The organism is Streptomyces sp. DT190, from assembly GCF_049846985.1.
GTDB lineage: Bacteria > Actinomycetota > Actinomycetes > Streptomycetales > Streptomycetaceae > Streptomyces.
Map to the genome: position 1 here is coordinate 99,686 of NZ_JBNCNM010000002.1, position 15,373 is coordinate 115,058.

Annotated in this window: 18 protein-coding genes; 17 read left to right on the forward strand and 1 reads right to left on the reverse strand. The window is 65.0% G+C overall.

Features of this window, described 5'->3' with window-relative positions:
- The first annotated feature begins 23 nt into the window (after window positions 1-23).
- From ACPXCS_RS03895 to ACPXCS_RS03920, 6 genes are all read left to right on the forward strand, one after another.
- Entirely contained in the window at window positions 24-500 is a 477-nt protein-coding gene (locus ACPXCS_RS03895) for a MarR family winged helix-turn-helix transcriptional regulator (RefSeq protein WP_425944436.1), read from the forward strand.
- A 1,881-nt stretch (window positions 501-2,381) separates the two neighbouring features.
- Window positions 2,382-2,588: a hypothetical protein gene (locus ACPXCS_RS03900; RefSeq protein WP_425944435.1), complete on the forward strand. Its 207-nt coding sequence runs from the start codon at window positions 2,382-2,384 to the stop codon at window positions 2,586-2,588.
- Window positions 2,589-3,319: 731 nt separating this feature from the next.
- A complete protein-coding gene (locus ACPXCS_RS03905) occupies window positions 3,320-4,087 on the forward strand; it encodes a hypothetical protein (protein ID WP_425944434.1) in 768 nt (255 codons plus the stop codon).
- A gap of 511 nt (window positions 4,088-4,598) precedes the next feature.
- Window positions 4,599-5,165 carry an HNH endonuclease gene (locus ACPXCS_RS03910; protein ID WP_425944433.1) on the forward strand — a complete coding sequence of 189 codons (567 nt, stop codon included), beginning with the start codon at window positions 4,599-4,601 and terminating at the stop codon, window positions 5,163-5,165.
- Between the two features lie 14 nt (window positions 5,166-5,179).
- The gene (locus ACPXCS_RS03915; RefSeq protein ID WP_425944432.1) at window positions 5,180-5,815 is read left to right on the forward strand and encodes a hypothetical protein; all 636 of its coding nucleotides are present in this window, start codon (window positions 5,180-5,182) and stop codon (window positions 5,813-5,815) included.
- Entirely contained in the window at window positions 5,806-6,093 is a 288-nt protein-coding gene (locus ACPXCS_RS03920) for a nucleotidyltransferase domain-containing protein (RefSeq protein WP_425944431.1), read from the forward strand. Before ACPXCS_RS03915 ends, ACPXCS_RS03920 begins: the two co-directional genes overlap by 10 nt.
- 527 nt (window positions 6,094-6,620) lie before the next feature.
- Here the strand turns inward: ACPXCS_RS03920 and ACPXCS_RS03925 are convergent.
- Entirely contained in the window at window positions 6,621-6,872 is a 252-nt protein-coding gene (locus tag ACPXCS_RS03925) for a hypothetical protein (RefSeq protein WP_425944430.1), read from the reverse strand.
- Window positions 6,873-6,998: 126 nt separating this feature from the next.
- On the opposite strand from ACPXCS_RS03925, the gene ACPXCS_RS03930 reads away from it, so the two are divergent.
- The 11 genes from ACPXCS_RS03930 (at window position 6,999) to ACPXCS_RS03980 (ending at window position 15,355) form a co-directional block, all read left to right on the forward strand.
- Window positions 6,999-8,261 (forward strand): hypothetical protein, encoded by a 1,263-nt coding sequence (locus ACPXCS_RS03930; RefSeq protein WP_425944429.1) that lies wholly within the window; start codon window positions 6,999-7,001, stop codon window positions 8,259-8,261.
- 517 nt (window positions 8,262-8,778) lie between these two features.
- Window positions 8,779-9,630, forward strand: a complete 852-nt coding sequence (locus tag ACPXCS_RS03935; RefSeq protein WP_425944428.1) for a helix-turn-helix domain-containing protein — start codon at window positions 8,779-8,781, stop codon at window positions 9,628-9,630.
- 96 nt (window positions 9,631-9,726) lie between these two features.
- Window positions 9,727-10,116 carry an ATP-binding protein gene (locus ACPXCS_RS03940; protein ID WP_425944427.1) on the forward strand — a complete coding sequence of 130 codons (390 nt, stop codon included), beginning with the start codon at window positions 9,727-9,729 and terminating at the stop codon, window positions 10,114-10,116.
- Window positions 10,117-10,291: 175 nt separating this feature from the next.
- On the forward strand, window positions 10,292-11,143 hold the full coding sequence (locus ACPXCS_RS03945) for a sigma factor-like helix-turn-helix DNA-binding protein (RefSeq protein ID WP_425944426.1): 852 nt from the start codon (window positions 10,292-10,294) through the stop codon (window positions 11,141-11,143).
- Window positions 11,140-11,961, forward strand: a complete 822-nt coding sequence (locus ACPXCS_RS03950; protein WP_425944425.1) for an integrase — start codon at window positions 11,140-11,142, stop codon at window positions 11,959-11,961. Before ACPXCS_RS03945 ends, ACPXCS_RS03950 begins: the two co-directional genes overlap by 4 nt.
- Before the next feature lie 183 nt (window positions 11,962-12,144).
- The gene (locus tag ACPXCS_RS03955) at window positions 12,145-12,492 is read left to right on the forward strand and encodes a hypothetical protein (RefSeq protein ID WP_279329951.1); all 348 of its coding nucleotides are present in this window, start codon (window positions 12,145-12,147) and stop codon (window positions 12,490-12,492) included.
- Between the two features lie 5 nt (window positions 12,493-12,497).
- Window positions 12,498-13,865 carry an FtsK/SpoIIIE domain-containing protein gene (locus ACPXCS_RS03960; protein WP_425944424.1) on the forward strand — a complete coding sequence of 456 codons (1,368 nt, stop codon included), beginning with the start codon at window positions 12,498-12,500 and terminating at the stop codon, window positions 13,863-13,865.
- Window positions 13,866-13,952: 87 nt separating this feature from the next.
- Complete coding sequence (locus tag ACPXCS_RS03965) at window positions 13,953-14,663, forward strand: DUF2637 domain-containing protein (RefSeq protein WP_425944423.1); 711 nt, start codon at window positions 13,953-13,955, stop codon at window positions 14,661-14,663.
- A 13-nt stretch (window positions 14,664-14,676) separates the two neighbouring features.
- The gene (locus ACPXCS_RS03970; protein WP_235074018.1) at window positions 14,677-14,856 is read left to right on the forward strand and encodes a mobile element transfer protein; all 180 of its coding nucleotides are present in this window, start codon (window positions 14,677-14,679) and stop codon (window positions 14,854-14,856) included.
- A gap of 17 nt (window positions 14,857-14,873) precedes the next feature.
- On the forward strand, window positions 14,874-15,029 hold the full coding sequence (locus ACPXCS_RS03975) for a hypothetical protein (RefSeq protein WP_279329954.1): 156 nt from the start codon (window positions 14,874-14,876) through the stop codon (window positions 15,027-15,029).
- Between the two features lie 20 nt (window positions 15,030-15,049).
- A complete protein-coding gene (locus ACPXCS_RS03980) occupies window positions 15,050-15,355 on the forward strand; it encodes a SpdD-like protein (RefSeq protein ID WP_425944422.1) in 306 nt (101 codons plus the stop codon).
- Window positions 15,356-15,373: the final 18 nt, after the last annotated feature.

Genomic DNA, 15,373 nt, shown 5'->3' on the forward strand with positions numbered 1-15,373 from the left:
CTCACGAACTAAGGGAAATGGGAATGCAAGCCAAGCCGCGCCCGGCCGCCACACCGGAGCAGGCGCTGTCGGCGATGGACCACCTCATCGCGACTCACCTGGTCGGACAGCACGAGATCGCCCAGCAGGTGGGGCTGAGCGTGACCGACCTCACCTGCTTCGCCTATGTCATCCAGGCCGGGGAGAACCTCCCCACCGCCGGGGATCTGGCGACCCGGGTCCACGTCACCACGGGCGCGGTCACCGGCATCCTCAACCGCCTGGAGCGCGCCGGCTACATCACCCGCCGCCCCGACCCGGACGACCGCCGCCGGGTCCGCGTCGCGGCCCGGCCCGAGGCGGTCGCCCGCGTCCGCGAGGTCTACGAGCCGTACTACGCCCGCCTCATGGAACTCTTCGCGGACTACTCCCCGTCCGAGATCGCGGTCCTCACCGACTGGTTCAACCGGGCGAGCACCCTGGCGGCGGACTACCTGGCGGAGCACCGCCGCACCGACTGAGAAAGCCAGAGGCCCTGTGGATCTCTCCACAGGGCCCCTGGTGTGCTGTGCACTCGGCAGGATTCGAACCTGCAACCTTCTGATCCGTAGCTCTACAGAGATCGGTCAACGGGGGTCATTATGGCCGCCGCGAGGTGCTTCAGACCGGTTGAGGGTCATAGTCGGTCGCTGTGGTTGCTGTACTTCGTTGCGGTACAGCAGGCTCGGCACTGCGACGACGGTGGTCTGCTCCTCGCGTTCACGCGCCTGCGTTCTCGGAAACGCAGACATACATGGGCGCTTGCACACCGCCCTCGTTCGGGAAGTCCAAGACGGCCGGGTAGGTCATCCTGGTGCCTGGATAGGACCCCTCGCAGTACTGAGGAGTGTCCGAGAAGACAGAGGTGCCATCCGCCTGGATCACCTGTCCGTCCGAACCGACCAGGTAGGCACCACACTGATAGCCCGCCGCGTTCATGAGAAGAGTGGCGTCCTTCCCTGCGCCGTCACTGCTACCTGTCCACGCGAGGCAGTAGGTAGCTCCGGGGTCCCCTCCGGTGGCCGGCTGCGAAATGACGTGGATGGCCTGGAGAGGTACGGGGCCGCCGCACAGTCCTTCGATGTCTTCTACCTGCCATGGTGCGCCAGCTACGCAGACTTCGGCCTTCGGCTCGCAGCTGGCTGGGCCTTCGGGCGTCTTGTAGGTCACCGAGATGCAGGACGGCGATGCACTCGCAGAGCGGGACGGTGGGACGCTCGACGAGGAGGTCGGCTCTGGGGGCGCCGGAGAGGCTTGGGTGTTCCCGTGTCCGTCCCCTGTGGTGCTGCGTGTCGCCTGGGGAAGCGCCTTTCCGTCGGGGGTCTGACCCGATCCGGTCTGCTGGTGCAGAACCACGGCCAGGCAGGCACCAACAACAGCTGCCACCGCTCCCACGGTCAACGTCGCCTTCCAAGGGAACTGCGGCGGTCGGGAGGCCGCTTCGTCGCGGATAACGGGGATGTTCTCCAGCGTGTCCCCGTTGTGGAAGGCCAGCACTTCATCAGGGCGCGGCGGTCGCTGCGGTGTCGGCGGTGTGCTCACAGTCCCCCCTGATCGCTGTGCGTGACGATCACGGTAGGACACCTCAGGTACAACCAAGGCGGATTGGCTGGAAGCGCAACATTGTCGTGATTCGCCTGCACCGGTGGCCTGCCAGTCCGGGGCGGCACGCGCCCACGATGCCGAACCAGATGTACGCTTTCCAACTGTGCTGGTGGGGTGGGGGGGGCGTCGTACGTAGGCGTTCACCTGGGTTCATGGGCGGCTCGCTCGTGGGCTGCACCTGTCTCCTGGTCTCGCCTGAACGGTCGCGAACGGGGCTGAATGAGACGGAAACTGAGACGGGCCGCAGCGCGAGTCTCACTCGATGATCTCGGACCGCTTTCGAAACGGGGCGCCCAGCACGCCTTCCTCCAGGTCGCTCCGCGCGGCTGCGTATCCGGCCATGCCCGCCTTGTGTACGACAGGTCCACAGACTGACCGACGCGCCGGAAGCTTACGGGGCCATGGTCACTCGACCTAGGAGCACGTCCGACCGAGCGTCATCATTCGGCTCGCCTGCTCGTTGACGTCGTGTAGCTCTGTCGCTACGCTCGCGGTGTTATTTGTCCCCTGTGTGTGCGCCCCCGCAGATGCGAGTGTGGCGCCCCGGGGCACCCCAACGCAGACACCGACGGCTGCGGCAGGGTGAGGACTTCATGCGGCAGAAGAGGGACGGAAGGCTTAGCTGCGTTAGCCACGCACTGACGAGACTCTGAGCCGTCGGGCAGGGAATCGGTTTTGACCAACGATCATGGTCAGACCGAGCCTGCCCTTTTCAGACCGGACTGACCACTCCCACTAGTGAGAGGCCGAATAGTCCGGTGGAAATCTATGGTTGGGCCGCCGTGATCGTGGCGTTCATCGGTGCCCTGTCTTGGATACTCGTGGCAGCTCTGAGGAAGATCCCCGTTGTCTGTCGCGAGGCCAAGAAAGCGGTGCGTGCAGTGCGCGAGCTTCGTGAGGAGATCCGCAGCCCGCAGCGCGCCGAGCTCAACGAGATGCGGTCAACTGACGTACGACGTCGCTGACCCAGCGAGTGTTGACGGGGTACTGCCCTGCAGGTGCCCCGTCTCACCGACCCATCATTGAGGGCTGGCCGTCCTGCTCGGGTCCGACTTGGCCCAGTCGTCGGACGCGCTTCCGAAGTGGGGCTTGCCATCGACCGTCGAAAGCTCCAACAGCCGGCCCGCGACGAGGAGATGGGCCCTCAGCTTGGGAAGCTGGGGTGCTCCAAGGCTCGTTGCCATACTCACCTGCGATGACAGATCGCGGGCCCCTGACTGCTCGTCGAGTCAGTCCCCGGTATTCCCCGTGGTTCCCCGGACGATCTGGCACGCGTCTGGCACGGCCCCTCCTCCGGGCTGCGGGTGCGACGGTCACTGCTGAGTTACTCACCTGCCCGTCGGATGCCCCCTCACGAGCCAAGGGAGTGTGAGGAAACTACATCTTCGAACTTGCGCAACAACATGGGAGTATGGGTAGTTCTTCCGATCCATCCGCGCTGAACCGAGCGCCGGCGACCAGTGGTTCGACTAGGCCGTCGGGGCCTGGGACGCGCAGCAAAGCGAAGGGACGCCTGCCCGTGCAGTCTTTAGGGCCGACGAGCAACGCACGGACTGCTGGACCTGTGTCGACCAGCGTGGTGCGAGCTGCCATCGCTGTGTGCCGCGATGCTCTGCATTGGCGCGACGATCTACGTGGCATCCTCTTGGCAGCGGGAGTCCCTCGCCAACTCTATGAACGGTACGACCAACTCGGGATGAGCAAAGCGAAGATGGCGCGGGCCATCTTCGACGAGTTGCACGAGCAAGGTTCGGCTGGGTACGTGGTTCAGCGCAAGATCATTGAAGAGCTCTGCAGCATGCGGAGGCCGCACGCCGATGCTCCGGACCAGAAGGCTGGTTCGGAAGCGCTGACCGAGTTGAAGAGAGCGGCCCAAGACCACAAGATCCTTGTCGACCCGGAGGTTGCAGCCGCAGCTGCCCGCCGAGCTGCCGACAAGAGACGGGTCCAGGTACTTCAAGAGCGTCAGCAGCTCCTAGGAGAGCTGCGGCCCAAGTTCCTGAACCTCGTACGGCAAGACGCTGGCGAGGCAGCCCAACGGCGCGGATACGAGCTTGAGGAGCTTCTGGCGCAGCTCTTCCGAGCCTACGACCTCGACTATCGTCCGTCCTATCGCACTATCCACGAGCAGCTCGACGGTTCGTTTCACTTTCGAGGCTTCACCTACCTCGTCGAGGCGCGTTGGCGGACGGCCCAGCCGGACTTGGGTGACCTGCTCAACTTCAAGGGAAAGGTCGACGGCAAGCTCGACAGCACCCGCGGCGCCTTCGTCTCGATGTCCGGGTACGACACCGAGGTTCTTGACCACTTCGTGCGCAACTCTCGAGGCAGTCGGAACAACATCATCATGTTCACGGGGCGCGACATATCTCAGCTGTTTGAGGGACGCATCGGCTTGGTGGACGCGCTAACCAAGAAAGTGGACGCAGCCGAGCAGGAGGGCCGGGCTCTATGCGAACTGTAATGGGGGCGAAGCTTCAGAAGGCAGAAGGAGAAAAACGCACCCCTGCCACGCTGACATTCGCTTTAAGAGTTCGATCCGGGCCCGCTCCGGCTGGGGCCATCGATTGGTGTGACGGCCGGACACGGGCTCCCGCGTCCGGCCGGCGTCGTTCATGTCAGCCGTGGGTGTCAGCGACCTTCTGACTCGGTCGGCCGCGCTGGCTGCTGTGCTTCGTGCTGTGTAGCGCCACGCCGCCAGTGATCGAGTCTCGCGCCGTCGAAGCACTGCATCCGTGTCGGCTGATGCTCACTCAACATCGCGATGTGCCCAAATCCCGTTCCGAGGATCCTGCCCAGTGGGACAATGGCACCTGGTACGGCTGTTCCTGGAGGTTGCAAGTATGGCAGCAAGCTCGAAACATAGGGTAAAGCTCTCGCAGTCCGCAAAAGACATACTTTGGTCAGAATCTGGTGGCCATTGTCAAAATCCGGGATGCCGAGTTGATCTACACGCATTTATAGACCAAGTGCACGTGGCCGAGCTTGCACACATCATTCCAGCAAGCACTAAGGGGCCGCGTGCAACAGAGGGTGCGGACCTCACAGAGTCAGAGCGTGCTGATCCAACGAACATTCTCGTGCTGTGTCCTACATGCCATACCATGATTGACAAAGGCTTTAGTCACTACCCGGCGGGGGTATTGCGTCGCTGGAAAGAGCGGAGCCAACGAGCGCGCGCCGTCGCTTTCGGGACGCCGCAGTTCACGTCGAGGACTGAAGCGCGGGCGGCTGTAGAACCCCTTTTGGGTGCCAACCGCGCAGTTTTTCAGCTATACGGCCCACTCGACGACGTATTCGATGACACTCGCGCCGATCAGTGGAGTCGGCATGTGGTGGATACGGTCATCCCAAATAATAGGGCCTTGCTGAACCTCCTCCAATCGAATCGCGACTTGCTGACCGTCACCGAGAAGACAACTCTCGATATCTTTGCCATACATGCTCAGCAACTTGAGGAGCGTCATCTGGAGGGAAACTGGACTCCAGGGTCCACACGATTTCCCGAGGGGATGAACTCGATTATGAAGGGTGACGTATGAGCGTCCGATCTTGGGTGATCAAGCAGCTCAAGGACTCCGGCGAAACCGTCCAGGCTGTCGGCGAATGCGGCGTGAGGGTGGCGCGTATAGGCCGGCTAGATGCTACGGGATACTGTGTGGAGCCGGACAGCTTGCCATTTACCGTGGCCATGCTTGAAGAGGCGCTTGGAGATCTGCCCGAAGCGGGAATGGTGATCGTGACCAGGCGCCCGGTTGAGCCTGATGTTCATTCGCGAGCACTGGAACTCGGTGTTTGTGTGGATACCTTTGGTGGCTTCAACCGTGCGATCACGTTTTTTGACGATATCTCAGATTACGTCCATCCTGAAGAGGCTTATTTCAGGAAGCGCATGGTTTCAACAAGGGCTGTGGTCGCCGTGAGTCGTCGAGGTCACCGGGCATGGGAGCTGCAGCGAATCAATGGGCTCCGATCGTTGATCGTGGTGACCCATGACCGCTACGAGCTGACCGATGAAGGATTTTCCGGGATTCTTGATCAGTATCCAAGTCTCGAAATTGATGCGCTAGTTATCACTAACCCTTCAGCGCAAGGCTTCGGGAAGCGCGTGGTTACTAGCGCTCGCGAAGCCAATGTTCCCCTGTATAAACTGGACGACTTCGCCAGTAGGATCCGCGATAGATGGACCTGAGGCTGCGTTGGCAAATCCTCGATGAGCTATGCGAGTGCGCCGTTGGCTTCCCTGACATGGAGATCTGGGCGTTCGGATCGATGCTGCGGTCGGAGCGACCACGCGACTTGGATGTCCTGATCATCTACAGCTCCCGAGAGGATGTGGCTGGTATCCGAGGAATGGGCTTTTGGGAACTTTCATTGCCGCCCGTGGAAATCATTGCTATGACCCGGGATGAGGAATCCCACTACGACTTTATAAAGATAACTAATGCTAGGCGACTGATTCCAGCTTGAGTCCTCGGCGGCTGGCAACCGTTCGGATTGTCGCCCGAGATCGCTCTCCTGTCTGCCAGCGGGGAGTCGGTCTTCGTGGACGGATGGGAGGTGTACGAGGACGACGCCAAGACCGAGGCTGGCGCGCGAGCCATCGCACGCACTGGGCTCCGATGCGGGGAAAACGTCGAGATGCTGCGCCCCGCCAACGTCACACCCGCTTCAGGAGAGAGGCTGGGCGTCTGGGCAGTGACCTGCGGCTTCACTGGCCGAGCTGCAGTAGCTCGTACGTACGTTCAGCCCACGAGGGTGCTTACCCCTACGGCTGCCAACGGAAAATTACTTAAGGGCGCACCGACTCTGGTCTTACCATCGAACCTGAAGTCCTCGATGCCGTTCGAGGCCCAGGGTTGGGGCTGGAAGTCAAGGGGGAAGAATTAGTGAATCCAGATGGTTCGATTCGGATTAGATGGTGGCTTCCTGACGGCTTGAGTAAAAAGGTTTTGAAAGCCCTCAAGCCGGCCCTAAAGAAATTTGAGGGCGTCGATCTAACGTGCGCTGGCTGCGAAAACGACATCGAGATCCATCATGATGTCCTTTTGGCAGTGCAATTGATTAAGCAAGATGGCGGATTCGGGATATTCCTTACACACCCAACATGCGCCGCCCCGCGCGTGAGATTCGATCCGGCTGACGTTCCCTTTGCGCAAGGTTCGAATACGGGCCAGATTCACCACCTGACGGGATTGAGGCCCTCCGGTGAACCAATAATGTTGATTGATATTGCCGCGTTCGTGCATAGCCTCCCCCCACGGCATAGAAACGCCGAATCAGCCACCAAACTATATGCAGAAGCCCATGGATTCGAACTCTCAAGAAACTCCACTCCGTCACACCTTCTGATCTCTCATCGCCAGGATTCTAGAATGACGGTAATTGGCGATCGAGCATTCATCTCGCGCAGCGGGTTCGGAATTGTTGACGAGGTGGATTTGTCGTCAGCTAACTCGCACTGGAAAAAGGCAGTCGCCAGAACGGGCGTTGTTGAATTTATTGCAGGAGTGGGCTTGCTGAGGTTCGGCCCTCCGGACTTCGGAGAAAGATACTCCGCGCTCGCATACGGGCGAGTTCGCGTCACGACGCTTGACGCGGCCAGTGCAATCGCACCGCTAGAGAAACCGGACGAAGCGGTCTACAAGGTGTTACAGATTGCCCCGGGAATGGATCCAACAGTCTTCATGCTTGACTCAGATGTGATCGTCGGTATCGAACGTTGGTTCTACGGTGCAGGTAGACCGCACACCTCAACGATGCGGCGACAGCTGGAAGGATTGCTGACGCTCCGCACCCTAATCGGACCGATGCATGTCGACTTCACTCTTGGGGTCGCAGAGAATTGCTGGGGGCGATTTAGTGCTCCGGTGAACCACCATAGGGCAAGGAAGATAATCCGGGCGGTCAATACCGTGCTTAGCCTGGATTCAGAAGCACTGATGGATCTAATGAATCACGACGGAGTGCCGGCGCAGGCAGTTCGAGCCACGGACGCCTTCTCCGTCGGCATGCCCGAGAAGGAGTCTCAACTTCAGACGCTATCGTACGTGCTCGCGCTAAACCTTCAGCTGCTGTACCGCAAGTCCCGTGGAGCTAACACACAGCGCAAGCTAAGGCTTCTGTCTGACTATGTAGACGAGCTGGACAGAGACCTCGGCTTTGTGGGCATGTACGAATTTCAAATTGCCTGTGACTTCCTGTTCTCCGGCGGCAACACAACCGGATACGCGGAATTGCTCCTCAAGCCAGGAAAAGAAAAGCGAGTATTGGAGAATAGTTGGGGCGCCGCATGGGATCTTACACATATGAGGCGAGCCGATCTCGCACTCCAAGGAATCCACTGGGATATCCCTGAAGTCGCAGCACTGGTCTCAGGAGATAGAGCTCTTCGCATGCTACGAGACAGGCTAACGGTTCAGCAGCCGGTAGTGGTCGATGGAGTTTCAACCCTTCAAATGAAATTGACGCCTCCAAAATTCAAGAGCGATGCCGAAGGTGCGAGGTTCAGGGAAATCCTTGATCGCGTTCACGATATCGTTGGCCGCAATTTGCAGGTAACGCGAGAACAGAATCTGGAAAAGGCAAAGGGTGTAATCCCTAGACTGGAGTCTCGATTGCTTGCGGCGCCTAGCTGACCCTGCCGGTGGCAAAGGGGGGCGCTCATGAACACGCACGGGCCCCCTGCTCCCATCCCGTCCGCCGTCGACCCACACGTTTGTGGAGCGGGCGTGGTTCAGGGGCGTCAAGGTGGAGCGCGCCACTGTACGAACGACCTTGACGCCCCTGGGCCGCGTCTGCTCGGCTTTGCCTGGGTCGACGGTGGACGGGATGGGAGCCCACCACACTCACCACGATGTGCCCGCGGCCGGGAACAGCGCCCCCTCCCACCCGGTGCCGGCCGATCCCCCGCCGGAGGCATCGTTCTTGACCTGTGGGGAGCATCCCGCCCTTGCCCGCATGCACGCAGCGCGCCGCCGGGCGCGGCCAGCCGGGGCGAAGACAGGAGGCAGGCCGCGCCGCAGAGGCGGCGCGCGCCCGCGCCGTGCGCGGGCCTTGAACCAGTAGGGAGACTTTGAATCACGCACACTCTGCTGATCGTTGATGCTGCTCTTGTGCCCGGTGACTGCTGGCTCGTGGTGTAGAACCCTGGGCATGGGGAGTGAACGGCGAGAGCGGATGCGGGCGCTTGGGGTGCGTCTTCGTGCGCTTCGTGCAGAGGCAGGTCTGACAGGTGCTGTGTTGGCGCAGCGGGCACAGGTGGGGCAGCCGACTGTGTCCAAGGTGGAGAACGGGCGCATGGTCCCGAGCCTCGATGTGCTGGACCGGCTCTCTCGCGCCCTCGGCCTCGACGAGACGACTGCCCTGGAGGTGCGTGACCTCCTGGCCGCGGTAGAGGCGGCTGCGGACTCCGGTGGACCGGACGACGGCACGGCCTCGCCCGGTGTTGCCGTTGATGACGAGGTTCGTTCCGCTCGGCTGGTGCGTTCATTCCAGTGCGTCGTTCTCCCGGCCATGCTCCAGAGCGCGGAGTACGCCCGGCACGTCTTCGAGAGTGCGCCGGCCACGACGCCCGAGTCGGTGGGCCGGGCCGTTGCTGCCCGTGTTGAGCGGCAGAGCGTGCTGTACGAACCTGGGCGCGAGTCGGTGTTCGTGCTGACCGAAGCGGTGCTCCGTACGTGGCCGGGGACGCCGGCGCTGATGCTGGCCCAGCTGGATCGGTTGCTGGCTGTCGAGAGTCTGAGCACGGTGCGGCTCGGGGTCGTCCCTTGGCGTCAGCCGGTTCCGGTCCTGCCTCGACATGGGTTCACGTTGTGCGACCGGCGTGCGGTCGTGGTCGAGACGTTCGGTGCCGAGCGGGTGTCGGCCGACTCTCTCGAGGTGGCCTCGTACGAGGAGACGTTCGGTCGCTTCGAGCGGGCTGCGGTCTTCGGCGACGAGGTGCGGGAGCTGCTGTTGCAGGTGATGCAGGAGTTCCGCGACTTGGGAGACACCCTCACCCCTTAGAGGAATAATTCCTCTGTATGCCTGGCCTGTCGGGTCCGCTTGCGAATACGCTGCCGCTGGCTGTCTAGCCCCCTAGACGATGGTGAGGAGTCTTCTATGCGGTCCAAGTGGTGTCGTGCCTTTCCTGGTGTGGCCGAGGAGGTGGCGCAGGCGCGTCACTTCGTCGCTGCCCTGCTCGACGGGCACGGCCCCGTCGACGATGCCGTCCTGGTCGTGAGCGAGCTGGCGACCAATGCCGTGCGGCACTCCCGGAGCGGTGCGCCCGGCGGCTGGTTCCTCGTAGTCGTCTGCTTCGGTGATGACCTCGTACGGATCGAGGTGGTCGACGAGGGCGGCGATCGGGTGCCGCACCTGTGCGACGTGACCAGCCAGGAAGAGAGCGGGCGCGGGCTGCTGCTGATCGCGTCCTGCGCCAAGGACTGGGGAGTGAAGAACTGGCCCCAGGGGCGCGCTGTGTGGGCCGATCTGGTCCGGGAGGGGGTGTGATCACGCCTGGCCCTTGGGCGGTGGGTGGCCATCCCGCGGGCGGTGGCGGGTGAGTCCTCGGGGTGTGCCTCGGCGGCGGTCCCGGCTCTTCGTGGTCGGCGTGCGTACAGGGCGGCGCCTCCCACCCGTTCCGTCTAGGGCCCTAGACTCCTGGTTACTTCTAGGAGGTGCGGTCATGTCGGACGAGCTGCAGCGGATCACGGCCATCGATGATCCGTATCTGCTCCTGCGCGAGGTCACCAAGAGGCTGGCCGACGCGCAGCAGGAGGTGACTGAGCTTGCCCGTCTCCGCCGCCGTGTGGTCCAGGACCTCCACGCGCAGGGGCTGTCTTATGCGCAGATCGCTGAGAAGGCCGGTCTGAGCCGTGGGCGGATTCACCAGATCCGCCACACCGGCCCGGCGCCTGAGGGAGCCTTCCTGGGCGTGGGTGCCGTCACCGTGGTGACTCCGCTGCGGTGGGACGGCGAGAAGAAGCGTCCGGTCGTGGCCATGGCCGACATGAACTCCGGGAAGCGGCTGGAGGAGCTGGCCAAGTCGTACGGGCTTGCCGTCAGCTCCGGTCACGTGCAGGTGAGCGGTGAGATTGACCTGAACCGCGACGGCCTGATCGTCGTCTGCGGGCCGGGCATGTCCGAGGCCATGAAGGATCTGTACGCCCAAGACCCGGTACTCGGCTGGGAACATCCGGAGGGCGAACCGTGGGCGCTGGTCGACCGGCGCACCGGTGCGACGTATCACGCGGGGGCGGACATCGAGCCGCGCCGCCCGCACGACGTCGGATACCTCGGCCGGCTGCCCCGACCGGACGGCAACGGCTCGGTCCTCGCCATCGCCGGAATCCACACGGCAGGCTCCCTCGGCGTGGTCCATCTGCTTGCGTCGGACCTCAACTCGCTGTGGGGACAGGTGGGCGAGCGGCACTTCTCCACGCTGGTGAGCGTCGACTACGACCCCGAGACCGACGAGCCGCAATCCGTCGAACTGCTCTGCCCCCTCTACCTGCACGACGAGGAGGCAACGGCATGAACGTCGCCCTCGGCACGCAGCCGGCCGACCCGGGACGGGAGAACGAGGACTTCGCCGCAGCCGGTCCCGGTGCGGCCGTTCTCCTCGACGGTGCCGGTGTGGCCGGGGCGGAGACCGGATGCGTGCACGGCATCGCCTGGTTCTCCTCGACGCTGGGCGGGCTGCTGCTGGCCGGTATCGCGGCGCGGCCTGCCCGGCCGCTCGCCGAATGTCTCGCCGACTCGATCCGGACTGTCCGCTCCCTGCACGAGGACACATGCGACCTCGCTTACCGGGCCAGTCCGACCAGCACGGTCGTCGCTGTCCGGGTCGAGGCGGGAGCCCTGGAGTACCTCGTCCTCGGTGACTCGACCCTCCTCCTCGCCGAGACGGACGGGACTACGGCCGCAATCACCGACCAGCGTTTGGATGACGTCGGCGAACGGCTGCGCGGACCGCTCGACGCACTGCCCACCGGTTCACCCGAACACGCCACCGCCCTCGCGGAATACCGGGACGCTCTGACCGGTCTCCGCAACCGGCCGGGCGGCTTCTGGATCGCCGGACCCGACCCGCAAGCGGCCGACCATGCCCTGACGGGGACGGTGCCGCTGGATTCACTGGCCTCCGTGACGCTGCTGAGCGATGGCGCTACGCGACTCGTCGACAGCTTCGAACTCGCCGACTGGAAAGAGGTCTTGGGTTTCCTCAACTCGTCGGGACCGGATGAACTGATCCGGCGCGTACGTGCGGCCGAGACTGACGACCCCAACGGCCGGCGCTGGCCGCGAGGCAAGACCCGCGACGATGCGACCGCGCTGCACTGGGTCATGTCGTAGCGCATCCCAGCGGTCTTCGAGACCCGCTCGTATACCCCCCTAGACAGTTTGACGGGGTGTCGGTTACGGTTTCCGTCAACCCCCCTAGACAGTTAGGGCGGGTCGCCTCCCTTGCTGTCTAGGGGGGTATCCAGTTCGATCCGGCGCCCGCGATGGGCGCCCGACCTGAGTGAGGTTCACAGAATGCGTTTCATCCCCGTGGACACCTCGTCCGCAACTCTGCTGGTCACCAAGCTGCCCGAGGTCAAGGTGAGGGACCGGCAGACCGGTGAAGTGGCCGTAGATCCGGTGACCAACGACCGGCTCATGGTCCTGGAGCTGGTGTTCATCGCGCAGGGCGGCTCCGACATGATCAAGGTCACCGTCCCCGAGAAGGGCGTTGGTGAAGGGCTGGCCATGGGCGCGCCGGTCTTCCTGTCCGGACTGGTGGCCCGGCCCTGGGAGAGCGAGTTCGGCGGTCGTGCCCGGCACGGCATCGCCTACCGGGCCGACGCCGTCATGGTCGGCACCCCGGCGACGGCGCAGGGCTGAGTGTCATGACCGATGCCCTGTGGGTCCTGATGCTGGGATTGGTGGCGGTGGCCGCCCTGGTCGCTGTGCGTCGTCGGCTGCCGGTCCTGTTCTGGTGGCTGGTTGGGTATCCGGCCGTCACGCTGCGGGTGCTCACCTCGTACCGGGCCACCATGGATGCCTGCGGCCTTACGGTGCCCGCTTCGGCCATGCGCCGGGCCACCGCCCGGATGGTGGGGCGGCAGGCTGCTCCCGTGCCGCCTCGCCGGTCGTTCCCGTTGCCGACCGGCTCCGGGCTCGTGATGCGCCTGCGCATGGCGGCCGGGCAGTCACCCGAGGACTTCACCGCCTCGGCCGACCGGCTGCGGCACGCCTGGGGCGCGCACGCCGTGCACGTCCGTCCCACCCGGCCGGGGCGGTTGGAGCTGCGGTTGGTCGGCTGGGACGTCCTCACCGACGTACGGCCCCCTCGGCGGCGGCTGCGCACCGAACCGCTTTCGCTGCCGCTGGCGCTGCGGGAAGACGGGCACTGGCACGTCCGAGACTTCCGTACCGTGCCGCACGAACTGATCCTCGGCGCCACGCAGTCCGGCAAGTCCGTGTACCTGCGCAACCTGCTGTGCGGGCTGGCCCGGCAACCCGTCGCGCTTGTCGGTATCGACTGCAAGTGGGGCGTCGAACTGGCCCCGTTCGCACCGCGGTTGTCGGCACTCGCCGACACGCCGGACCGTGCGAACGAACTGCTGAATGCCTTGGTGGACGAGATGGAGGCGCGGTTCCGCCTCATCGGTGTGCGGGGCGGGGCCGGTTCGGATGCCGGGCTGACTTCCGATGTCTGGGGCCTGCCGGAGAAGGTACGACCGGTGCCGGTCGTGGTCGTCGTCGACGAGGTCGCCGAACTCTTCCTCGCCGCGAGCAAGGACGACGAGAAGCGACGGGACGCCATGGTCACCAAGCTCATCCGGCTCGCCCAGCTCGGCCGCGCGGCCGGCATCTACCTGGAGGTCTGCGGGCAGCGCTTCGGCGCCGAGCTCGGCAAGGGAGCCACCATGCTCCGCGCCCAGCTCACCGGCCGCGTCTGCCACCGCGTCAACGACGAGACCTCCGCCACCATGGCGCTCGGCGACATCGCGCAGGAAGCGGCACTGGCCGCAACCTCCATCCCGGCCGAACGTCCCGGCGTCGCGGTCGTCGGCGACTCCTCCGGTGGCTGGTCCCGCGTCCGCTCGCCCCACCTCACCCTCGACGACGCTGCGGCCGTTTGCCGCGACACCGCGGGCCTGGTCCCGGACCTGCCCCGCATTGACGCCTTCCGGCCCCTCGTCGCCGCCAAGCCCGCCGGGCCTTCCTCTGCCGCTCCTGCGGTGCCCACCGCCCGCCCGGTGACCGAGTAACCGCACTCCCACTCCCACGGTCGGCGTGACCGCCTCGCGCCATGTCCCTACCCCTCTCATGCCCGAAACCGGAAGGAGGCCGAGCCGATGCGTGCCCAACTGGCCCGCGTGGACGCTGTGATCGTTCAGGCCGTCATCGCCGGTGCCCTGTCCTTCTCCCACCTGCACGACCTCGCTGCGGCGGCCGGACAGGACGGCTGGAAGGCCTGGGCCTACCCGGTGAGTGTCGACCTGCTCTTGGTCGCGGCTTGGCGCCGGATGCGTCAGCAGCAGCGAGCGGGAGTGGCGGCCGGTGGCCCGCGGCTGTGGTTCCTGGTAGCCCTGGCCGCATCGCTCGGCGCCAACGTCGCCACGGCCGGGCTCCTCGACCTGGACCACGTACCGGCCTGGCTACGCGTGACGGTCGCGGGCTGGCCCGCCGTCGCCTTCTTCGGCGGCACGCTCCTAGCCCACGCTCCTGCCGTCCCGGAAGCCCCGGTGGTCCCGGCCTCCCCGGCGACGGACGCCGACCCGACTCCGCGTCCGGCTGCGGGTGCCGTCGACCGGGCCGACCGAGACGCGCAGCCCGCCCCCTCCGACGAGCCCGAACCGGCCCCGGAGCCCACCACCGAACCGGCCGCCGCTCCGGCCCCGGTGCCCCCTTCCACGGTCACTCTGCCGCCCGCCCTCGTCGACCGGGCGCGGGCGCTGGCTGAGGAACACCGCTCGACCACGGGCCGCCCCGCCGACCCCGACGCCGTACGCGTCCGGCTCGGCCTGCCCCCGTCCATGACTCCGTCCGTCGCTGCACACCTCTGAGAGGAGCACCGCCATGAACCGGCGTTTCCGCAACGTTCGTCGCATCGGCCCCGTGAACGTCGCCTCGTTCGTCGACCGCGGGCGCAACCGCCACCTGGCCGCCTGCACCGCGCCCCGCTGCGACTTCTCCGCCGAGTACGACAGCCGCGCCGCCGCCGAACTCGCCGCCCGCCTCCACCGCTGCCCGGCCTGAACAGGAGACCTACAGAAATGGACGTTCCGCTCTGGCTCGCCCTGCTCGTCGTCGGGGTCCTCGGCGTCAAGCTCATCCGTCCGCCCGTGTGGCTCATCGCCGTGCTGCTCGTCGGCGGATACCTGCTCGCCGACAGCCTGCTTGCTCCCGTCATCGACAGCTTCCTCAAGTGACCCGCGAAAGGGGATCGTTCATGTTCCGACCGAAAGTCCCGACCATGCCGCAGCCCACCGGCCCGGCCGCCCCGCCCGCCGTCGTCGAGCCGACCACCACCACGCCGGGTGCCCCGGCTCCGTCCCCGGCCCCCGTCGCTCCGGGTTCACCCCGCCCAGCAGCCCGCTTCACGCCCGGAAGCGCGCTCGCCCTCGTCGGCGGCGGCACCGCCGCGGTCCTGGTCGTCGGCACCGTCCTGGTCTCCATGCTCCTCGCCATCGCCATCAGCGCCACGTCCGTGGCCGTGTGCGCCGTCGTCATCCGCTCGATCCTCACCCGCCGCTGACCTCACGCCTCTGCCCGC

Bases quoted from the DNA above. Each gene is read 5' to 3' on its own strand.
- ACPXCS_RS03895 (WP_425944436.1), top strand. From the start codon at position 24: ATGCAAGCCAAGCCGCGCCCGGCCGCCACACCGGAGCAGGCGCTGTCG.
- ACPXCS_RS03905 (WP_425944434.1), top strand. From the start codon at position 3,320: ATGAGCAAAGCGAAGATGGCGCGGGCCATCTTCGACGAGTTGCACGAG.
- ACPXCS_RS03920 (WP_425944431.1), top strand. From the start codon at position 5,806: ATGGACCTGAGGCTGCGTTGGCAAATCCTCGATGAGCTATGCGAGTGC.
- ACPXCS_RS03925 (WP_425944430.1), bottom strand. From the start codon at position 6,872: ATGCACGAACGCGGCAATATCAATCAACATTATTGGTTCACCGGAGGG.
- ACPXCS_RS03930 (WP_425944429.1), top strand. From the start codon at position 6,999: ATGACGGTAATTGGCGATCGAGCATTCATCTCGCGCAGCGGGTTCGGA.
- ACPXCS_RS03935 (WP_425944428.1), top strand. From the start codon at position 8,779: ATGGGGAGTGAACGGCGAGAGCGGATGCGGGCGCTTGGGGTGCGTCTT.
- ACPXCS_RS03940 (WP_425944427.1), top strand. From the start codon at position 9,727: ATGCGGTCCAAGTGGTGTCGTGCCTTTCCTGGTGTGGCCGAGGAGGTG.
- ACPXCS_RS03945 (WP_425944426.1), top strand. From the start codon at position 10,292: ATGTCGGACGAGCTGCAGCGGATCACGGCCATCGATGATCCGTATCTG.
- ACPXCS_RS03950 (WP_425944425.1), top strand. From the start codon at position 11,140: ATGAACGTCGCCCTCGGCACGCAGCCGGCCGACCCGGGACGGGAGAAC.
- ACPXCS_RS03955 (WP_279329951.1), top strand. From the start codon at position 12,145: ATGCGTTTCATCCCCGTGGACACCTCGTCCGCAACTCTGCTGGTCACC.
- ACPXCS_RS03960 (WP_425944424.1), top strand. From the start codon at position 12,498: ATGACCGATGCCCTGTGGGTCCTGATGCTGGGATTGGTGGCGGTGGCC.
- ACPXCS_RS03965 (WP_425944423.1), top strand. From the start codon at position 13,953: ATGCGTGCCCAACTGGCCCGCGTGGACGCTGTGATCGTTCAGGCCGTC.
- ACPXCS_RS03970 (WP_235074018.1), top strand. From the start codon at position 14,677: ATGAACCGGCGTTTCCGCAACGTTCGTCGCATCGGCCCCGTGAACGTC.
- ACPXCS_RS03975 (WP_279329954.1), top strand. From the start codon at position 14,874: ATGGACGTTCCGCTCTGGCTCGCCCTGCTCGTCGTCGGGGTCCTCGGC.
- ACPXCS_RS03980 (WP_425944422.1), top strand. From the start codon at position 15,050: ATGTTCCGACCGAAAGTCCCGACCATGCCGCAGCCCACCGGCCCGGCC.